Here is a 19,550-nt window from a genome sequence, read left to right on the forward strand (position 1 = left end):
GGGTGAATGAAAGTTGCTTTTGTGTTGCCACAAATTAAAAATTGTGGTCCTATTAATGTTGTTTTAAATCTTTGTAAAGAGTATGAGGTTTTAGGTGTTAAGACTAAAATCATTTATGTAAAAGAAGGCGGTGAAAAAGATTATCAAGAGATTTTCTTATCATTATGTTCTTTAGGGGTTATTAAATACGATGATGAGAAAATACATGATCTTCTCAAAGATATAGATGTGATCCATTCTCATGGATATTATCCTGATAAACTATCAAGTAAGTTAAATATAAACGCAAAAAAGATAACTACTATACATTGTATGTTTTTTAAAGACTATATTAAAGAATATGGATTATTGAAGGGGTTCATAGGTTCTATTTTACATTTTTCATTTTTAAAATATGGTAATTTTTATGGAGTTGTTGGTTGTTCAAAATCAGTAAGTGACTATATTTTATCATGGATTCCATCTTTAAATAATGTAACATTTATTAATAATGGCGTTAACCAAAATGTTTTTTACCCTCTTAGTTTTGAGAGTAAAATTAATAGAAGAAAAATGATGTCATTGGATAAATATAATAAAATATTCATTTATTCTGGTCGTATTATAAGGAGAAAAAGAGTGCCTGAGTTAATAGATATATTTAATGAGAATTATTCCAAAAATAATCTTCTAATTGTTTTGGGTGACGGTGATGAGTTGAAGGAGTGTAAAAGAAAAAATAATAAGAACATATTATTTATGGGTGCTGTTTCAAATCCTAACTATTATTATCAAATTGCAGATTATATTGTTTCCAATTCATCTGCAGAGGGATATCCAATGAGTATTATTGAAGCTGTGTCGTGTGGGTGTAGGGCTTTGTTATCAGATATTCCTCCGCATAGAGAGTTTATTCGAGAAAATCCCTCTATTGCCAATTTATTTGGTAAAGATATTGATGAAAAAGACTTTAATTTTTCAGAAGTTCATAACTTATCTTCTGATATGATGGCTTTAAAATATTTAGAAATCTATAAGAGTTAAGTTATGTTTTTTTCTGTTCTAATGTCTTTATATATTAAAGAAAAGCCTTCTTTTCTCCATCAATGCTTTGAAAGTATTTGGCAAAATCAAACAACTAAACCTAACGAGATTGTTTTAGTTCTAGATGGTGCTATTACAGAGGAGTTGGAAGAACTCGTTTCTTTGTGGCAAAATAAAATTGGAAGTATATTACGGGTAGTACGACTTCCAGAAAATCTAGGTTTAGGTAAGGCTCTAAATGAAGGTCTAAAATATTGTACTCATGAATGGGTTTTCCGTATGGATACAGATGATATTTGTAAGTCTGATCGTTTTGAAAAACAAATTGCATTCATACAAAAAAATCCTGAGGTTAGCGTTGTGGGTGGTCAAATTTTAGAATTTGATAAAGAACCAAAAGATTTAAACGTGATTAAAAGTGTACCTCTACAACATTCAGAAATAAAAGAGTTTTCAAATTCACGCTGTCCATTTAATCATATGACGGTGGCCTATAAAAAATCTGTAATTCAGAAGGTTGGAGGATATCAACATCACTTGTTTATGGAAGACTATAATCTTTGGCTAAGGGTTATAGGAAATGGCTATCAAGTGGCGAATATTCCAGATGTTGTATTATATGCGAGGGTTGGTAATGGCATGCATGCAAGACGTAAAGGGATTGAATATATTAAAAGTGAGAAAAAATTACTCGATTTAAAAAAACAACTTAAACTTCAATCACCAGTACATGCTAATATATTGTTTCTAATCAGATCGGCATTCCGACTTTTACCTAGTGGTATATTAGGAAAGGTTTATAACAACTTTCTTCGGAAAAAAACTTCTAATTAAAGTGGTACCCATATAATGAAACGCTTGGTAGATATACTGATAGCTATTGTAGCCTTAATAATTTTATCTCCGATATTTTTAATCGTTGCTTATAAAGTTCGTCAAAATTTGGGTTCACCAATTTTCTTTCTCCAAGAAAGACCAGGTAAAGACGGTAAACTTTTTAAAATGATTAAGTTTCGATCAATGAAGGATGCTACTGATAAAAATGGTAATCCTTTGCCTGATGAAGCACGTATTACACCGTTTGGACAAAAATTACGTTCTACAAGTTTAGATGAAATGCCACAACTCATTAATGTTCTTAAAGGAGATATGAGCGTTGTTGGACCTCGTCCGATGCTAAAAGAATTTGTTGAGCTTTATTCCCCTGAGCAAGCACGCCGCCTTGAGGTACGCCCGGGGATGACGGGATTGGCCCAAGTCAGTGGTCGTAACGAACTGGATTACGAAGAGCGTTTCAAATGTGACGTTTGGTATGTAGATCATCATAATATTTGGGTGGATTTTAAAATTATGCTCAAAACAGTGAAAGTCATGCTCAAGCGCGAAGGCATTAATGCGCCAGGGCATGTAGGTCCTTCTTTATTTGAGGGGAATGAACCCAAAGAAAAGCATGATGAAGTAAAATCATCTTAATTTTCATCTGACTATTTTAGAAATTTTATGATCAAAAAAGCCATTCTTCCTGTTGCAGGTCTAGGTACCCGTTTTTTACCTGCAAGTAAGTCTATTCCAAAAGAAATGGTCACTGTGGTTGACCGTCCTGCGATTGAGTATGTGGTGCGTGAGGCTGTTGCAGCAGGGATTGAAGAAATTATTTTAGTCACACATTCTTCAAAAGCCTCAATCGAAAACTACTTTGACCGTAATTTTGAGCTAGAAACCACCTTAGAAAATAAAAAGAAATTTGATTTACTCAAAGAAATTACCGAAATTTTACCGTCTCATGTGAGCGTGATTAGTGTACGTCAACCACAACCTTTAGGTTTAGGTCATGCTGTACTCTGTGCAAAAGCGGTTGTAGGTGAAGATGATTTTGCAGTTCTTTTACCAGATGTTCTTGTTAAAGATTCATCAGAACGCAATGATTTAAGTTTGATGATTCAACGCTTTGATGAGACTCAAGCATCACAAATTATGGTTGAAGCAGTGCCTGATTATCTGGTGGATCAATACGGTATTGTCGATGTTGCATCTATACCTGCGGAAGGTCATAGCATTGTCATGCAAGGCATTGTCGAAAAACCTGCAGTCGGTTCAGCACCGTCAAATTTATCAGTCGTTGGTCGTTATATTTTACCTGCCAAAATTATGCAATTACTTGAGCAAACACCAAAAGGTGCGGGCAATGAAATCCAACTCACCGATGCGATTGCGATGCTACAACAAACCGATACAGTTGAAGCCTATCGTATGAAAGGTCAAACTTTTGACTGTGGTAGCAAGTTGGGTTATTTAAAAGCTGTGCTGCATTATGGAGTAGATCATCCAAAATTAGGTGAGGAATTTAAAGCGCTGATTAAAGATCTAAAATTATAAAAAAGAGACACATATGAAAGTTGCAGTATTTGGACAGACCCTTTATTCAGGTGTTTTTGCAGGGTTAATGGCTGAAAGTGGTCATCAGGTCTTTTGGTGTGATGTTTTAAAAAAACCAACATCCGAGCAAGCCTATACCCAAGATGAAGCGGTTAAGCGTTTGCTTGAGCAACAGAAAGCTAATGGCTTTTTAAAATATTGCAACTTTTCCCATATTCCATTAGATATCGATGCTTATTTTTTTAGTTTTAATCCTACTGAAGAGATTCAAGCAATTGAGATTTTAAAAGAATTAAAATCTCGACCCATGATTCATCCTAAACTGATGATGAATGCTTCAACTCTAGGATTGCATGGCACTGATAAATTTGCACAAATTTTATCAGAAGATGATTGGGTATATTTGCCTGACATCATCCAAGAAGGCAATGCTTTACCAAGTTTGATACGGACCAAGCAACTGATCGTAGGCACTTCTTCTGAACGCGCACAAAGCAAAATTAAAGAGCTACTTAGACCATTATTCCCACGTACACAGCAATATTTATTTATGCCTGTACTGGATGCGGAATTTACCAAACTGAGTATTTCTGGCATGTTGGCGACACGTATTAGTTATATTAATGACTTGGCGGTAGTAGCTGAAAAAATGGGGATTGATATTGAACAAGTGCGTCAAGGCATGGCAGCGGATAGCCGTATTGGCGCATCTTATTTATATCCAGGTGCAGGTTTTGGTGGGGAGAACTTCTCACATGATATTTTGACATTGACGCAAACGGTGTTAGGTGCGGGTGCAAGGAGTCAACTGCTGGCACAAGTTTGGGATATTAACGAACAACAAAAAGAAATTCTATTCCGTAAATTATGGAATTATTATCATGGTGATTTAAACGGTAAAACTGTTGCGATTTGGGGTGCTGCATTTAAAGAAAATACCTCACGTATTCAGCAATCTCCGATTCACACCATGTTGAAAGCACTTTGGGCACAAGGGGTCAGAGTGAAGTTACATGATCCTCAAGCTTTGCCTGAAATTGAAAAAGTTTATGGCCATCGTCCCGACTTAATCTACTGTACAGACCATTATGATGCAGTCAAAGACGCACATGCGCTGTGTTTACTGACCGCTTGGAAGCAATATTGGAGTCCTGACTATCCTGAATTATTAAAAACCATGCGCCATCCACTGATTTTGGATGGGCGAAATATTTACGATCCAAGTTATGTGAAAGCACAAGGATTTGCTTATATGGGGGTAGGTCGCTAATGAGCAGTCATGCAAAACCTTATGCGGTTGAAGATCGTGCGACAGTCATACAACAATTAAACACATTGAAAGCTGAATTTGCGCAATTACATCTAACTGAGTTATTTGCCAAAGATGCTACACGTTTTGAAAAATTTTCTGTGACTGTTTCACCAATTGTATTTGATTTTAGTAAACATCGTATTAATCAAGATGCTTTAAATCGTTTGGTCGCATGGGCAAATGCGCAAGACCTTAATCCTTGGATCAAACGTCTATTCTCGGCACAAGAGATCAACTACACAGAAAACCGAGCAGCCATGCATTGGGCACTTCGTTTACCGAAGCATGATCTGACTCATCCTGAATTGGCAAAACAAGTGCATGCGCAACTGGATCGAATGTATGCTTTGGTCAATAAAATTCATGCAGGTCAATACCGCGGTACCACCGGTGAAGTGATTCAAGATGTCGTGAATATCGGTGTAGGTGGATCAGACTTAGGGCCACTCATGGTCAGTCATGCACTGTCTGATTTTAAGAAAATCACAGACAAACCACTCAATGTGCATTTTGTATCCACGATGGATGGTAGTCAGCTTTCTGATTTATTACATAAGCTCCGTCCTGAAACGACACTTTTTATTATTTCATCAAAATCGTTTGGGACTATTGACACCTTATCCAATGCACAAACCGTGCGTCTATGGTTGGAAAAAGCTTTAGGTCAGGAAGCGCAAATTTTAAAACACCATTTTATTGGGGTTTCGACCAAACCTGAAAAAATGACCGCTTGGGGAATTGCACCTGAAAATCAACTGTTCCTTTGGGATTGGGTGGGTGGTCGTTACTCTTTATGGTCTTGTATTGGTTTACCGATTGCTTTAACGGTCGGTGTGGATGGTTTTAAGCAATTGTTGGCAGGGGCGTATGCCATAGATCAGCATTTCCAAACAGCGCCTTTTGCTAAAAATCTGCCTGTACTGATGGGTTTACTGGGTGCTTGGAACAACAATTTCTTAGATATTCAAACGCATGCGGTATTGCCTTATGACGGCCGTTTGAAATATTTCGCCTCTTATTTACAACAATTGGAAATGGAATCGAATGGTAAATCGATTCAAAGAGACGGCAAGAAAGTAGATTTAGATACGTGTCCGATTGTGTGGGGCGAAGTAGGTCCCAATGCACAGCATGCTTTTTATCAGTTATTGCATCAAGGGACGCAGTCCGTCAGTTGTGATTTTATTGCACCAGTTAAGCGTTATAACGGGCAACAATTTACCTATATCGACAATGCAGATGCGTTAATCGAACAACATCATTTGGCATTATCAAATTGTTTGGCACAGTCTCGCTTGCTTGCTTTTGGTAATCAGGTATTGGAGCAACATGAAGTTGCAGATTTACCTGCATATAAACAATATGCAGGCAATCAACCGAGCACCACCATTTTAATGCAAGAGTTGAACCCTTATAGTTTGGGTATGCTGATCGCGATGTATGAGCACAAAGTCTTTGTCCAATCCGTGCTTTGGAATATCAATCCATTTGATCAGTGGGGTGTTGAAAAAGGCAAAGAAATTGCCAATCAACTCTTGCCGATTCTAAATGGTGAACAAAATGATTTGTCCAAGCTTGATGCGTCGACACAAGGTTTAATACAAATATTGATGGGGAAAGACAATGCCTAAAGTATTAGTGACGGGTGGTGCAGGTTATATTGGTTCGCATACCTGTGTTGAATTGTTAAATGCAGGACATGAAGTTGTTGTTCTTGATAATTTATCGAATAGCTCACCAGAATCTTTGAATCGAGTTCAAGCTTTAACCTCTAAATCTTTAGAATTTATCGAGGGTGATATTCTTGATCAAGCGATTTTGGATCAAATTTTCCAAGATCATCAGATTAATGCCGTGATTCATTTCGCAGGCTTAAAAGCGGTAGGTGAAAGTCAGCAAATCCCGCTGAAATACTTTGAAAATAACATTGCAGGTTCGATTAGCTTAGTCAAAGCGATGGAGCGTGCTCATGTCTTTAATTTGGTGTTTAGCTCGTCTGCAACCGTTTATGATGAAGCCAACGTCTCTCCACTCAATGAAGAGATGCCGACAGGCATGCCAAGCAATAACTATGGCTATACCAAACTGATTGTTGAGCAGTTATTGCAAAAACTTGCACAAGCTGATGCACGTTGGTCGATTGCATTACTGCGTTACTTTAACCCAGTTGGCGCGCATAAAAGTGGGCAGATTGGTGAAGATCCACAAGGCATTCCAAACAACTTAATGCCTTATGTGACTCAAGTGGCTGTGGGGCGTCGTGAAAAACTATCCATTTTTGGTAATGATTACGATACCGTCGATGGCACGGGTGTGCGTGACTATATCCATGTGGTGGATTTGGCGAATGCCCATTTATGTGCACTAGAAAATCGTTTAAATGCACAAGGCTGTCGTGCTTGGAATATTGGGACAGGCAATGGCTGTTCGGTGCTGCAAATTAAAAATACCTTTGAAAAAGTGAATGGTATTGAGATTCCTTTCGAATTTTCACCGCGTCGTGCAGGGGATGTCGCAACATCATTTGCAGATAATGCGCGTGCAGTTGCTGAATTGGGTTGGACGCCAAAATTAAATTTGGAAGATATGTTGGCAGATAGTTGGAATTGGCAAAAACAAAATCCAAATGGCTATCGTGAATAAAAAAATGGAGCGTTACAACGCTCCATTTTTTATGCGGTTTTAAGCCTGAATGAGTTGAGTGAGCTCATCGATATAAGCTTGCATCGGCTTTGGATTTTTGTCTTTACGGCTTTCAATATTTAAACGGAGTAAAGGCTCTGTATTTGAAGCACGTACATTTAAACGCCAAGCACCAAAATCTAAACTGACGCCATCCGTTTCATCAATTTTGGGTTTTTGGTCAGCAAAATGATCAAAGATGTTTTGAATGGTTTCTTTTGTGTCCGCAACTTTAAAGTTAATCTCGCCAGAACAAGGGAACTTTTCAATCATTTCCTCAACCAGAGCAGAGAGAGGTTTTGCCGTTTCAGAGACAACTGAGATTGCTAATAACCATGGAATCATGCCACTGTCGCAATAGGCAAAATCACGGAAGTAGTGGTGTGCTGACATTTCACCGCCATACACTGCATTGTGTTCACGCATTTTATCTTTAATGAAGGAATGGCCAGATTTCGATTGCACAGCTTCGCCTTGATATTGTTCAACGATATCGAAGGTATTCCACACCAAACGCGGATCATGCACAATTTTTTCGCCTTTTTGTTTCAGTAAAAAGGCTTGTGCCAAGAGACCGACGATGTAATACCCTTCAATGAATTGACCTTTTTCATCAAAAAGGAAACAACGATCAAAGTCACCATCCCAAGCGATGCCCATGTCAGCATGATGTTGAAGTACAGCATCGGAGGTGCTTGCACGGTTTTCAACTAAGATGGGGTTGGGAATACCATTTGGGAAGGTGCCATCCGCTTCATGATGAATTTTGATAAATTCGACTGGAATATTCAAGGTTTTAAATTTCTCTTCGATCGCATCGATCACATGACCTGCTGCACCATTACCCGCATTGACCACGAGTTTTAGTGGTTTGATTTTAGCAGGGTCAATATAGGTCATCAAATGATCAATAAATTCAGGCAAGATATTATAATGCTGAGTTGTGCCTTTAATTTCGACTGCTTTGAACTGATTTTTTTCAGCAAGAAGTTGGATATCTTTTAAACCCGAGTCTGCACCAATCGGACGAGCATTTTCACGTACAAGCTTCATGCCGTTATAGTCCATCGGGTTATGGCTGGCTGTTATTTCGATCCCACCTTGCACATCAAGATGGAATGCACCGAAATAAACTTCCTCAGTCCCAGTCATGCCTAAATCTAAAACATCAACGCCCGCATCATTCAGGCCATTGATGGTAGCTTGTTTCAGTGCTTCACTGGTTAAGCGAACATCGCAACCGACCACTACTTTTTGAGGTTGATAAATTTCGCCATAAGCGCGTCCAACACGGTACGCGATATCTTCATTGAGTTCTGTGCCCAATTTTCCGCGGATATCATAGGCTTTGAAACAGGTTAATTTTTCCATGTTAAGGTTCTAATCTATTGAGCAAATTGAATACGAAAATTATAGCGATTTTATGTAAGTACGGCATGGGTTGAGATGAAAAATTACATTTAAATTCAGTAAATTAATTTACGTTATGATGCTTATTGTTGGTTGTAAATCAAGCAGCGCTCATAAGTGGATGAATTTTTTTGGAAAAAATGTAGTGAAACTTTATTGGATGTAAAAAATTGAATTTATAAAAATTTAATAATAAAAAAGCCCTGATATTGATCAGGGCTTTTTTGAATCTGGAGCGGGAAAGGAGACTCGAACTCCCGACCCCAACCTTGGCAAGGTTATGCTCTACCAACTGAGCTATTCCCGCGGAGTCTATCAATTTTTTAAGTGAAAAAACTGAATGAAAAAATTTTGAGCGGGAAAGGAGACTCGAACTCCCGACCCCAACCTTGGCAAGGTTATGCTCTACCAACTGAGCTATTCCCGCATGCCGTGTATAATACAGCATGAAAAATCAGGGTCAACAACTTTATAAAAAAATATCGTGTGATTGAATAAAATTAAAGCATTTCAATGTATTTCGCTTAATTTTTGATAGGTCTTAAGCTCAAGATTAAAGCTTAACTCTCCAATGGCGGTGTGGTTTATTTACTTTTTATTCTAAAACTTCACGGTATACTGCTGGCAACCAATGAATGCGAGTGGAATTTAAGCATGACTTTAGAGCAACAATTAATTGAACGTTTACAACAATTGTCTCCTGTGCACTTAGAAGTGGTGAATGAGTCATCAGGTCATGGTGGCTATTTCCCTGGTAAAGAATCGCATTTTAAAGTCACTGTTGTAAGTGAAGTGTTTCAAGGCTTACGTTTAGTACAACGCCATCAAAAAGTATATGCACTGGCGGGTGACCTATTGAGTCCAGGAAAGATTCATGCTTTGGCGATTCATGCTTATGTGCCAACTGAATGGACTGGTCAAGCGCCAAATAGTCCTGAATGTGCGCATGCGCCGAAAGCTTAAATTTTAAAAGTAGGAGAGTGGCTGAAATGGATACACACTTAGTCATTAAAATCGTGCATATGTCGAGTTTGCTCTTGTTGATTATTGCTGTATTAGCACGTGCGACAACCTTATATTTTGGCGTCGAAAATCAACAACCCAATCCGAAAGGACGTAAAGCTTATGTTGCGCTTCAACATTTGGCATTTACTTTGGTCATTGGGACAGGCTTGATTTTATTGTTTTTGAATAATTTTCAAGTTCAGCCTTGGTTCTATGCCAAAGTGGTCTTAGTGATCGTGATGTTATCTTCATTAATTAAAGCATATCGCCAAGATGCGTTTGTATTGTTAATTCAACGTCGTGCGGGGGTACTGATTAGTTGTGTCGCATTTATGGCCATTATTGGCATCGTGATGATTAAGCCAACTTTTGGTTAATTGTTAGACACAATCGCTTAGGCTCTCACCCCTCTAGGTTAAACTTCATCTATAAAGTGAATTGAGCCTAGAGGGAATGATGCGTACACGTGTGGTGTTTAATCAAAAAGGTGGCGTTGGTAAATCCAGTATTACAGTAAACTTGGCTGCACTCAGTGCACATCAGAGTTTTAAGACGCTTGTCATTGACCTCGATCCTCAGGCCAATTCTAGTCAGTATCTATTGGGGGATGATGCGACTTATAATGTCGATAAACCTGCACTAGAACCCAATATTGAAAATTTTTTCGAAGATGTATTGGCGAATCAGTCCAGCAAAGGTTTGATTGGTCAAGCCATTGGAAATTTGCTCAAAAATAAAAATAAAGGCTTAGAAGCTTATATACATCAGTCACCATTCCCATCTCTCGATGTTTTGCCGGCAAGTCCCTCGCTTGGTGCTTTAGAGCATAGTCTCGAATCCAAACATAAAATTTATAAGCTGCGTGACGCGATTCAGCATCTAGCAGGGACTTATGATCGGATCTATATCGATACACCGCCTGCATTTAATTTTTTTACTTTGTCGGCATTAATTGCAGCAGACCGAGTGTTGATTCCATTTGATTGTGATGTCTTTTCTAAGCGTGCTTTAAACACGTTGATCGAAAACATCATGGAAACCCAAGATGATCATAATGATCGCTTGGAAATTGAAGGTATCGTCGTTAACCAGTTTCAAGCGCAAGCAAAACTTCCTCGTGAAGTGGTACAGCAGCTCAGAGATGAGCAACTACCTGTGCTCAATGCGATGTTGCCACCGTCGGTATTGATGAAAGAGTCTCATCATAAAAATATGCCGTTAATCTATTTAAATACAGATCATAAATTGACGCAGGCCTACCAATCATTGTTCAATGAAATCGAGAATAAATAAGATTTGAGAAGTGTATGAACTCACGCGCGATGAAAATGGTCATGCAACTTAGTGCAGTCGGTACGGTTGCTGTATTGATGACTGCTTGTGCGACGACGGTTAAACCGAGTTATGTTTCTCCGACGCAATATCAAGCATTGAACTGTGTACAACTTGGTGCTGAATTCAATCGTATTCAACAGTACATCAATAATGGTGTACAACCGCCTAAACGTACAGGTGTTGGCGTTGGTCTAGGTGTTGGTGGTGGCTGGGGCCGTGGCGGTTGGGGCTTTGGTCCTTCAGTTTCCGTCAATATGGGGCAGTCATCAAATACCAAAAATACTGAATTGTCGCGACTATATGGTGAGCAAGATGCGATCTCACAAGCGGCAACATTTAAAAATTGTCCTTATGTTCCTAAGCGTCAACAGCAAGCTCAGTAATTTAAAAGGGCTGTTCAATCTGAGTTTGAGCAGCTTTTTTTTAGCAAAATGTTTCAATGTAAATTTATTAAAATCAATATTTTATAAAATTATTAACTGAAAATAGACGTGACATTCATCATTCCTTCACTTTAAAAACTTGTCTTTAAATTCGTTTTTCGTTTAAGGTGTGCCTCCTCTAAATCTCTGATTTTAATCTATGGTAGAAAGTTGGCTTTATATTTTTGCAGTGTTCGCGGTATTACTTATTCCCGGTCCAACCAATGCATTATTGGCTAGCGCAGCACATCACCATGGCGTATTAAAAGCATTCTATTTCGTACCTCTTGAATTACTGGGTTATATCTACGGCATTAGCATTTGGGCACTGTTGGTGCATTTAACCCTACCAATTTGGCCAATGCTGATTCATATCTTACATTTGGTGAGTGCAGTTTATGTGATTTGGATGGCTTTTCATTTATGGAAAGCTTCACACCTTAAGCAATTGAGCCAAAAAAACATTCGAATGAGTCGCAGTCATCTTTTTAAATCGACTCTGAAAAATCCAAAATCTATTTTGTTTGCAGTTGGTATTTTTCCAGCATGGACTTGGGATTCTTTTCAAAACTATTTTTTAGTTTTGGGTGTATTCACCTTATGTTTAATTCCATGTGCTTTATTTTGGATGTATTTTGGTCGTAAAGTCTTGGCAGGGAATCAGACGGTGGTCAGCGCAGATCGCTTATACAAAGGTTCTGCCATGTTACTTATGCTCAGTATGTTACCTGTCATTATTGGATTTTTCTAAGCCTTTCAATATTTTGTCGTGATAAAAAAAAGCAGATTCTTGGTGGAGAATCTGCTTTTTTTTGAAGCCTAAGAGCATTACATCATTTCGGGATTTTTCTTTGGGAAAAACTTGTGGCGAATAAAGCCAATGATCCCCGGCAATACGCTCAGAATAATGATTCCAAAAATTAAATGGGTGAAATTGTCTTTCACGATCGGCATATTACCGAACAAATAACCCAAAGTGATAAACGAAGAAATCCACAAGAAAGCACCAACGACATTGTAAGTAATGAAGTATTTATAATTCATGCTTCCTGCACCAGCGACAAAGGGTGCAAATGTACGCGCGAATGGAACAAAACGCGCAAAAATAATGGTTTTACCGCCGTGTTTTTCGAAGAATTTTTGCGTATAGACCAAATGTTTTTTATTGATAAATCGAGATTCAATTTCAAAAACGCGTGGTCCGATATATTTTCCAATATGATAATTTAAGGTATCACCCAATACTGCTGCCGTGAATAACAACACGCCCAAAAGCCACGGATCCATTGCACCTGTTGAGGCTGCTAACGCACCTGCTGCAAACAGTAAACTGTCCCCGGGTAGAAAAGGCATGACCACCAAGCCCGTTTCTACGAAAATAATCAGGAATAAAATTCCGTAAATCCAAATGCCATAATTGGTAATAAATTCAAGTAGATGATCATCTACATGCAGAATAAAATCGATTAAATCCATGAGGGGTGAACTGAGCAAAAATGTGTTCAAATGCTAACAGCCATCGGCGCTGATGTCAGTAGTCAATTGATTTAAATTAGAGGTGAATTATTGTTCTGATTATGCAACGCTGATTCTTTATATTGATTATTTATCCTAAAAATAAAAGCTACTAATCTAAGGTCATTACCAAAAACAAAACATAGATAGGTCAACCCAATGTTTAATCCAAATCAAGTGATTCAAAAAATTGTTGCTCAACCCACAGTGCATGCAACTTTAACCTTCGTCGCACGTGCCCTTTTAGCATATATCTTTATTGTGGCGGGATGGGGCAAACTCGCAGGTTATAGCGCGACAGTTGGATATATGGAAGCGATGGGTGTGCCAGGTGCATTATTGCCAATAACCATTTTGGTTGAACTGGGTGGAGGCTTAGCACTGTTGTTTGGAGTGCAAACACGATTATTCGCAGCAGCTTTAGCTGGTTTCAGTTTAGTTACCGCATTTCTTTTTCATGGTACACCTGAAGATTCGATACATTTCATGAAAAACTTTGCTATGGCGGGTGGTCTAATCTTTCTCGTATTGCATGGTGCAGGTCAATGGAGTGTGGATCAGCGTTTTGAAAAATAAATGACGAATACGCAATGCAGGTGAAATGAGAGAATTATTCGCCTGCTGCATCGTGATCTGAATGTAACCCCAAGGCTTGCATGATCAAAGCAATCAACTGAAATTGTTGAATAAAAAGACAATATTTAATAATAATGTATTGAAATATAGAGAGATTTGAATAGTGTGCGTAAGCTTAATAAAAATGATAGAATAGCGCGCTAATCCTTCGTTAGCCTTTCATAGTTGTTATCATGACTACCAATACTCAAATTACCGAAGATCGTATCCTGATTTTGGATTTCGGCTCTCAATATAGCCAATTGATCGCACGTCGTGTACGTGAATCAGGCGTATATTCTGAAATGTATGCTTTTGATATGTCGGAAGAGGACATCCGCGCATTTAATCCAAAAGGGATTATTCTTTCAGGTGGTCCTGAGAGTGTTCACGTTGAAGGCAGCCCACGTGCGCCAGAAGTTGTGTTTAACTTAGGCGTACCAGTATTGGGTATTTGTTACGGTTTACAAACGATGTCTGCTCAGTTGGGCGGTAAAGTTGAACCGGGTACAGTTCATGAGTTTGGCTATGCTGAAGTCGATATTAAAGTACGTGATGCTTTAATTGGCGATCTTGAAGATTCAGCAGACAAATTGAAAGTATGGATGAGTCATGGCGATAAAGTGACTCAAATTCCAGAAGGTTTCCAAATTACTGCAAGTACACCAAGCTGCCCAGTGGCAATGGTGTCTGACGAAGCTCGTCGTTTCTACGGTATCCAGTTCCACCCTGAAGTAACCCATACTGCTAAAGGTAAAGAGTTACTTGAGAACTTTGTACAAAAGATCTGTGGTTGCCGTAGCCTATGGAATTCTGAAAACATCATTGATTTGCGTGTTGAACAATTACGTGAACAGATTGGTGATCAGAAGGTTCTTCTTGGTCTTTCAGGTGGTGTAGATTCATCTGTTGTGGCTGCATTGCTTCACAAAGCAATTGGCGATCAATTGACATGTGTATTCGTTGACAATGGTCTTCTTCGTTTAAATGAAGGGGATCAAGTGATGGAAATGTTTGCGAAAAACATGGGTATCCGTGTGATTCGTGCTGATGCTGAACAACGTTTCCTTGACGCTTTGGCAGGTGAAGTTGATCCTGAAGCAAAACGTAAAATCATTGGTCGTGAGTTCATCGAAGTATTTGCTGAAGAAGCACGTAAGCTTGATGGCGTAAACTTCCTTGCGCAAGGTACGATTTATCCTGATGTGATTGAATCTGCTGCAAGCAAACAAGGTAAAGCACATGTGATTAAATCACACCATAATGTGGGTGGTTTACCGGAAGATCTCGCTTTTGAATTGGTTGAGCCAATTCGTGATTTATTTAAAGATGAAGTACGCCGTTTGGGTACGACTTTAGGTCTTCCATTTGAGATGCTTTATCGTCATCCATTCCCAGGGCCAGGTCTTGGTGTTCGTATCTTGGGTGAAGTGAAGAAAGAGTATGCTGACATTCTTCGTTTAGCCGATGACATCTTCATGCAAGAACTTCGTGCAAGTGGTTGGTATGACAAAACTGCACAAGCATTCGCTGTATTCCAACCAGTAAAATCTGTGGGTGTAGTCGGTGATGGTCGTCGTTATGCATGGGTGATTGCACTTCGTGCGGTTGAAACGGTTGACTTTATGACGGCTCGTTTCGCACATCTCCCTTATGATCTTGTTGATAAAATCTCTACTCGTATCATGAACGAGATTGCAGAAGTTTCACGTGTTGTTTATGACGTATCGTCTAAACCACCAGCTACGATTGAATGGGAGTAATTTAGGGCTTTCAAGAAACAACGTTTCTTGCCTAAATTACGCCAAGAGCTATGCTCGCGGCAGTGAGGGATTTCGGACAGCATGGCTGTCCGCTTGAATTACCCCAAGCGCTGCGTGAGCGGCAGTATCTGAATCAAGACATACCCCAATAAAAAAGGACGCTTAGGCGTCCTTTCTATTTATTATCTAAAATTTAATTCAGAAGAATTCTATGTTTGAAGAATTAGTCAAAATACGTAAAGCATAGGAAGTCATTAGCCCAAATAACGTTGTTTTAAGAAATTTCCCAAACTCAAGCAATTTGATTGCTACTTACTTAGAATCTAAAGGATATGGTGAATTCCAATATATTTTAGGAAAAAATATAAAGGAAACAGAAAGTCTGCTTGGCTTTTAAATGTAGGAAGTAGATATATATAGTTGATCTAACAGCAGATCAATTTAGATTGGATAAAATTATTTATACGTTAGAGCATGAGTATCCTTTATCACAGTTATTTCCAAAACTATTAAATCAAGGGCGGGCAAGCATTCTATTTTTAATACATACAAAACTCCAATTGTCCTACCTATAGTATTCAGCGTATTAAGTCTAAGGTGGTTCAATTTGCATGACCTTGTTAATATCTATAACAAAGATAGCCATTTGCCAAACTTTTAGGATAACAACATGACCAATAATACTTATACCGAATTGTCTCATTCAGAAGACTGTGAAAAGCACGCCAACCAATTTATTCAGGAATTTCCACTGCGCCGTGCAGAAATTGGTCAAGGGACAGTGATCAAACGCGCTTTACCAAGTCGCCATAAGCGTATGATTGGCGCATGGTGCTTCTTAGATCATGCAGGTCCTGTAACATTTGAAGCTGGACAAGGTCTAGATGTTGGTCCACATCCACACATTGGTCTACAAACCTTTACTTGGATGATTGAAGGGACTATGTTGCATAGCGACAGCTTAGGGACAACAGATCAGCTCATTCAGCCCAAGCAAGTTAACCTCATGACCGCAGGTCGAGGTATTTCACATACTGAAGTCGCGCCAGCGAATGAAACAAAAATGCATGCTGCCCAACTTTGGATTGCATTGCCTGATGACAAACTTACCATCGATCCAGCTTTTAATCACTATCCAGAATTACCCGTCGTCAATCAGTCAGGTATCGAATTTACGGTATTGGTCGGTGAGTATCTAAATACAGTATCACCAGTCAAAGTACATACTGAGCTTTTAGGTGTTGATTTATTTGCGCAAGCAGCCACAAAAGCACGTTTACCTTTAAATCCAAAGTTTGAATATGGATTTATGGCGCTTGAAGGTACAGCAACTATTAATGGTCATCATTTTGATGAAGACAATATGGTGATTTTAGAGCCAGGGCTAGAATATGTGGAAGTAGAGATCCATGACAATAGTCGTGTACTGCTTTTGGGCGGTGAGCCATTTGAGTCACCAATTTTATTATGGTGGAATTTCGTTGGACGTACGCAAGAAGAAATCAAAATTGCACGTGATCAATGGATAGCAGAAGATCCACGTTTTGGGTCAATTCCATCATACCAAGGCGAGCGTTTGAAAGCTCCGATATTGCCTGATAGCATGCGTCCATCTAAATAATAAGACACAGAAGGAAAATAAAATGGCAACGATCGCAAATGCAAAGGTCACCACACTACCTGAAAAATGGGGTGGTGAAATTCAATCTGGTCAGCACACATTTCTCACCGATAAACCTGAATCATTCCAAGGTTTAGATCGTGGGCCTGCACCGTATGATTTTATTTGTTCAGGATTAATTTCCTGCACAATGATTACATTACGAATGTATGCAGAGCATAAAGGACTGGATTTGGGCGAATTCAGTGTCGAGGCAGATTTTAAAGCCAATAAAGAAGGGCAGGAATGGATTGAGCGTCGTTTAAGTTTTAAAACTAACTTGGATGAAGCGCTACAAGAAAAAATTTTAAATGTGTGCCAAAAAACACCCGTCACTAAAACATTGCTCAGAAGTGTCGAAATTAAAACAACAATTGTTTAAATATAGACAACTTAATAGGCATCAACATTCTGTATTTTTGTAATTTACAGCTAAAAAGAAGACATTTTGTGTAAAGCAGGATGTCTTTTTTTTATTCAAAATGGCTATATAGAGAGAAATAAAATTAGGTGGTCTTATGCTGACATTACATCATTTAGAAAAATCACGTTCTTCAAGAATTATTTGGGCGCTAGAAGAATTAGGTACTGAATACCAAATTCAACATTATAAAAGATTGCCAACTTACGCCGCTCCACCAGAATTGAAGAAGGTTCATCCTTTGGGGAAATCACCAGTGATTACTGATGATAATTTAGTGATCGCAGAATCTGCGGTGATTTTAGACTATCTGGCTGATCGCTATGATACACAGCATCAATTTAAACCCCAGTCACAGCCTGATTTAACACAATATCAGTATTGGATGCATTATGCTGAAGGTTCATTAATGCCACTTTTAGTGATGACCTTAGTTCTCTCGTTTGTACCTCCTAAAGTACCTTTTGTGATTCGACCAATTGCCAATAAAATTATTGATGGGGTGAGTGATGGATTTATACAACCGCGTCTCGCTGAACATATTGAATTTTTAGAACAGCATTTGGCGCAACATGAATTTTTTACATCTCAGTTTTCATTTGCAGATATCCAAATGAGTTTTCCCTTGATCGCGATGGATGAACGCTTAAATGGAAAATATCCGAACATTCATGCCTATGTAAAACGCATAAAACAAAGACCTGCTTATCAGCGAGCGGTTATCAAGGGTGGTGATTAAGATGGCGGATCAAGCAGTGAAATTAATCTTCCTGCCCGGAGCATCTGGCAGTACTGCATTTTGGAAACCTGTTCAATCACATTTTGAATCTGAGTACGACACGCATATCATTGCTTATCCCAGTTTTGGTGAATATCCTGATCATCCACATGTAAATTCAATGTCAGATTTACAAGATTATGTATTTGATCATCTTCAACACCCAAGTATTCTGATCGCTCAATCTATGGGTGGGGTCATTGCTGTTCAAGCAGCATTGAAGTATCCAAAATTGATTCAAGGTTTAGTGCTGGTCGCTACGTCAGGTGGCATAGATTTAACACCATTTCATGTTAAAGATTGGCGTGCAGAATATCAAAATGAATATGAAGTGCCGCACTGGTTTATTGATGATGAAACCAAATTAGATGAACGGCTTGCTGAAATTGAATGTCCTGTACTATTAATCTGGGGCGGAGATGATGACATTAGTCCTGTCGCAGTAGGTGAGTATTTAAATCACGCTTTTAAGTATTCAGAGCTGAATGTGATCCCGAACGGACAACATGATTTAGCTAAAGTTTATGCGTCAGAGTGTATTTCTTTTATCCAACGCTACTTAGCAAAATTTTAGGTTTGCTCTAGACTAAAAAAGGATGCTAATCGCATCCTTTTTTATGATTATCGTTTTACAACGATTGAATCAATACCGCTGTGTTGTAGGGTTTGCTGAGCGATAACAGCTGCTTCTTGAGAGTCATAAGGTCCAGAGACAACCCGATACCAGGTTTGACCGCCTTCCGTGGTTTTAATGACATCTGCAGATAAGCCGTTGAGAATAATTTCAGCACGACGTGCATCAGCACTATCTGGATCTGGATAACTTCTGACTTGTAAAAGGTAGCTACTCGCTACGGGTTGAGGTTCTGCATTTTCAATCAGCTCACCCTCTGTCGTTGTAGCATCAGCAACCACAGGTGCTTCCACGATGACAGGTGCGGTGTTCACTTGCTGATTTTCAGGTACAGCTTGATCGGGGATTGGAGTCACTTGTTGTTGAGGCAATAAATCGTAGAAGCGATAATCTTTATTCGTATCTTCTTGATAATGTTCAGATTGAATATCATTGCTTTTTGGTTGGACTGGCGCCCACGGTTTCCATAGCATTAAGGCTACGGCAAAACTCAGTACAATTAAAATCAGAACAAGCATACCTAACCATTTTGGTATTAATGGTTGTTTAGGTTTGTTAGGTCTTTCTGATACACCACGCTGCGTTTTTCCAAACACTTG

At 38.8% G+C, this 19,550-nt stretch carries 21 protein-coding genes and 2 tRNA genes; 18 read left to right on the forward strand and 5 right to left on the reverse strand.

From position 1 onward, the window contains the following. Window positions 1-6 precede the first annotated feature (6 nt). Genes AC1M9J_RS11765 through galE form a run of 7 tightly spaced genes read left to right on the forward strand, consistent with a single transcriptional unit; the run spans window position 7 to window position 7,354 of the window. A complete protein-coding gene (locus AC1M9J_RS11765; protein ID WP_481952367.1) occupies window positions 7-1,023 on the forward strand; it encodes a glycosyltransferase family 4 protein in 1,017 nt (338 codons plus the stop codon). Window positions 1,024-1,026: 3 nt separating this feature from the next. Continuing rightward, entirely contained in the window at window positions 1,027-1,857 is an 831-nt protein-coding gene (locus AC1M9J_RS11770; RefSeq protein ID WP_481952368.1) for a glycosyltransferase family 2 protein, read from the forward strand. 15 nt (window positions 1,858-1,872) lie between these two features. Then, window positions 1,873-2,496 (forward strand): sugar transferase, encoded by a 624-nt coding sequence (locus tag AC1M9J_RS11775; RefSeq protein WP_481952369.1) that lies wholly within the window; start codon window positions 1,873-1,875, stop codon window positions 2,494-2,496. A gap of 27 nt (window positions 2,497-2,523) precedes the next feature. Further along, a complete protein-coding gene (galU, locus tag AC1M9J_RS11780; protein WP_481952370.1) occupies window positions 2,524-3,399 on the forward strand; it encodes a UTP--glucose-1-phosphate uridylyltransferase GalU in 876 nt (291 codons plus the stop codon). A gap of 13 nt (window positions 3,400-3,412) precedes the next feature. Beyond that, the gene (locus tag AC1M9J_RS11785) at window positions 3,413-4,669 is read left to right on the forward strand and encodes a nucleotide sugar dehydrogenase (protein ID WP_481952371.1); all 1,257 of its coding nucleotides are present in this window, start codon (window positions 3,413-3,415) and stop codon (window positions 4,667-4,669) included. Continuing rightward, complete coding sequence (gene pgi, locus AC1M9J_RS11790) at window positions 4,669-6,342, forward strand: glucose-6-phosphate isomerase (RefSeq protein ID WP_481952372.1); 1,674 nt, start codon at window positions 4,669-4,671, stop codon at window positions 6,340-6,342. The genes AC1M9J_RS11785 and pgi overlap by 1 nt, the downstream gene beginning before the upstream one ends. After that, window positions 6,335-7,354, forward strand: a complete 1,020-nt coding sequence (galE, locus tag AC1M9J_RS11795) for a UDP-glucose 4-epimerase GalE (RefSeq protein ID WP_481952373.1) — start codon at window positions 6,335-6,337, stop codon at window positions 7,352-7,354. Before pgi ends, galE begins: the two co-directional genes overlap by 8 nt. A gap of 39 nt (window positions 7,355-7,393) precedes the next feature. Here the strand turns inward: galE and AC1M9J_RS11800 are convergent, their stop codons facing one another. The 3 genes from AC1M9J_RS11800 to AC1M9J_RS11810 all read right to left on the reverse strand — a co-directional run bounded on the left by AC1M9J_RS11800 (window position 7,394) and on the right by AC1M9J_RS11810 (window position 9,230). Next, complete coding sequence (locus tag AC1M9J_RS11800; RefSeq protein WP_481952374.1) at window positions 7,394-8,764, reverse strand: phosphohexomutase domain-containing protein; 1,371 nt, start codon at window positions 8,762-8,764, stop codon at window positions 7,394-7,396. Window positions 8,765-9,034: 270 nt separating this feature from the next. After that, window positions 9,035-9,110 (reverse strand) — tRNA-Gly (locus AC1M9J_RS11805). 47 nt (window positions 9,111-9,157) lie between these two features. Then, window positions 9,158-9,230, reverse strand: a tRNA-Gly gene (locus AC1M9J_RS11810). Window positions 9,231-9,457: 227 nt separating this feature from the next. Here AC1M9J_RS11810 and AC1M9J_RS11815 point away from each other — a divergent pair. The 5 genes from AC1M9J_RS11815 (at window position 9,458) to AC1M9J_RS11835 (ending at window position 12,316) form a co-directional block, all read left to right on the forward strand. Then, entirely contained in the window at window positions 9,458-9,766 is a 309-nt protein-coding gene (locus tag AC1M9J_RS11815; RefSeq protein ID WP_481590688.1) for a BolA family protein, read from the forward strand. A gap of 26 nt (window positions 9,767-9,792) precedes the next feature. After that, entirely contained in the window at window positions 9,793-10,185 is a 393-nt protein-coding gene (locus tag AC1M9J_RS11820) for a SirB2 family protein (protein WP_481952375.1), read from the forward strand. A 79-nt stretch (window positions 10,186-10,264) separates the two neighbouring features. Beyond that, window positions 10,265-11,101 carry a ParA family protein gene (locus AC1M9J_RS11825; protein WP_481952391.1) on the forward strand — a complete coding sequence of 279 codons (837 nt, stop codon included), beginning with the start codon at window positions 10,265-10,267 and terminating at the stop codon, window positions 11,099-11,101. 35 nt (window positions 11,102-11,136) lie between these two features. Further along, on the forward strand, window positions 11,137-11,526 hold the full coding sequence (locus tag AC1M9J_RS11830; protein WP_416224328.1) for a hypothetical protein: 390 nt from the start codon (window positions 11,137-11,139) through the stop codon (window positions 11,524-11,526). Between the two features lie 199 nt (window positions 11,527-11,725). Beyond that, the gene (locus AC1M9J_RS11835) at window positions 11,726-12,316 is read left to right on the forward strand and encodes a LysE family translocator (RefSeq protein ID WP_092767920.1); all 591 of its coding nucleotides are present in this window, start codon (window positions 11,726-11,728) and stop codon (window positions 12,314-12,316) included. A 77-nt stretch (window positions 12,317-12,393) separates the two neighbouring features. On the opposite strand, the gene AC1M9J_RS11840 is transcribed toward AC1M9J_RS11835, so the two are convergent. After that, the gene (locus AC1M9J_RS11840) at window positions 12,394-13,041 is read right to left on the reverse strand and encodes a DedA family protein (RefSeq protein ID WP_035268957.1); all 648 of its coding nucleotides are present in this window, start codon (window positions 13,039-13,041) and stop codon (window positions 12,394-12,396) included. A gap of 198 nt (window positions 13,042-13,239) precedes the next feature. Between AC1M9J_RS11840 and AC1M9J_RS11845 the strand changes: the two genes are divergently transcribed. The 6 genes from AC1M9J_RS11845 to AC1M9J_RS11870 all read left to right on the forward strand — a co-directional run bounded on the left by AC1M9J_RS11845 (window position 13,240) and on the right by AC1M9J_RS11870 (window position 18,891). Beyond that, complete coding sequence (locus AC1M9J_RS11845; protein ID WP_481952376.1) at window positions 13,240-13,656, forward strand: DoxX family protein; 417 nt, start codon at window positions 13,240-13,242, stop codon at window positions 13,654-13,656. A 233-nt stretch (window positions 13,657-13,889) separates the two neighbouring features. Beyond that, window positions 13,890-15,458, forward strand: a complete 1,569-nt coding sequence (gene guaA, locus AC1M9J_RS11850) for a glutamine-hydrolyzing GMP synthase (protein WP_481589363.1) — start codon at window positions 13,890-13,892, stop codon at window positions 15,456-15,458. Between the two features lie 670 nt (window positions 15,459-16,128). Next, complete coding sequence (locus AC1M9J_RS11855) at window positions 16,129-17,079, forward strand: pirin family protein (protein WP_481596437.1); 951 nt, start codon at window positions 16,129-16,131, stop codon at window positions 17,077-17,079. Window positions 17,080-17,101: 22 nt separating this feature from the next. Beyond that, complete coding sequence (locus AC1M9J_RS11860) at window positions 17,102-17,500, forward strand: OsmC family protein (RefSeq protein WP_481592181.1); 399 nt, start codon at window positions 17,102-17,104, stop codon at window positions 17,498-17,500. Window positions 17,501-17,636: 136 nt separating this feature from the next. Continuing rightward, a complete protein-coding gene (locus AC1M9J_RS11865; protein ID WP_481592182.1) occupies window positions 17,637-18,278 on the forward strand; it encodes a glutathione S-transferase family protein in 642 nt (213 codons plus the stop codon). Window position 18,279: 1 nt separating this feature from the next. Next, window positions 18,280-18,891: an alpha/beta fold hydrolase gene (locus AC1M9J_RS11870; RefSeq protein WP_481596436.1), complete on the forward strand. Its 612-nt coding sequence runs from the start codon at window positions 18,280-18,282 to the stop codon at window positions 18,889-18,891. 47 nt (window positions 18,892-18,938) lie between these two features. On the opposite strand, the gene AC1M9J_RS11875 is transcribed toward AC1M9J_RS11870, so the two are convergent. Then, on the reverse strand, window positions 18,939-19,547 hold the full coding sequence (locus AC1M9J_RS11875; RefSeq protein WP_035268975.1) for an SPOR domain-containing protein: 609 nt from the start codon (window positions 19,545-19,547) through the stop codon (window positions 18,939-18,941). Window positions 19,548-19,550: the final 3 nt, after the last annotated feature.

The sequence above is a fragment of the Acinetobacter sp. ANC_7588 genome, assembly GCF_056783995.1.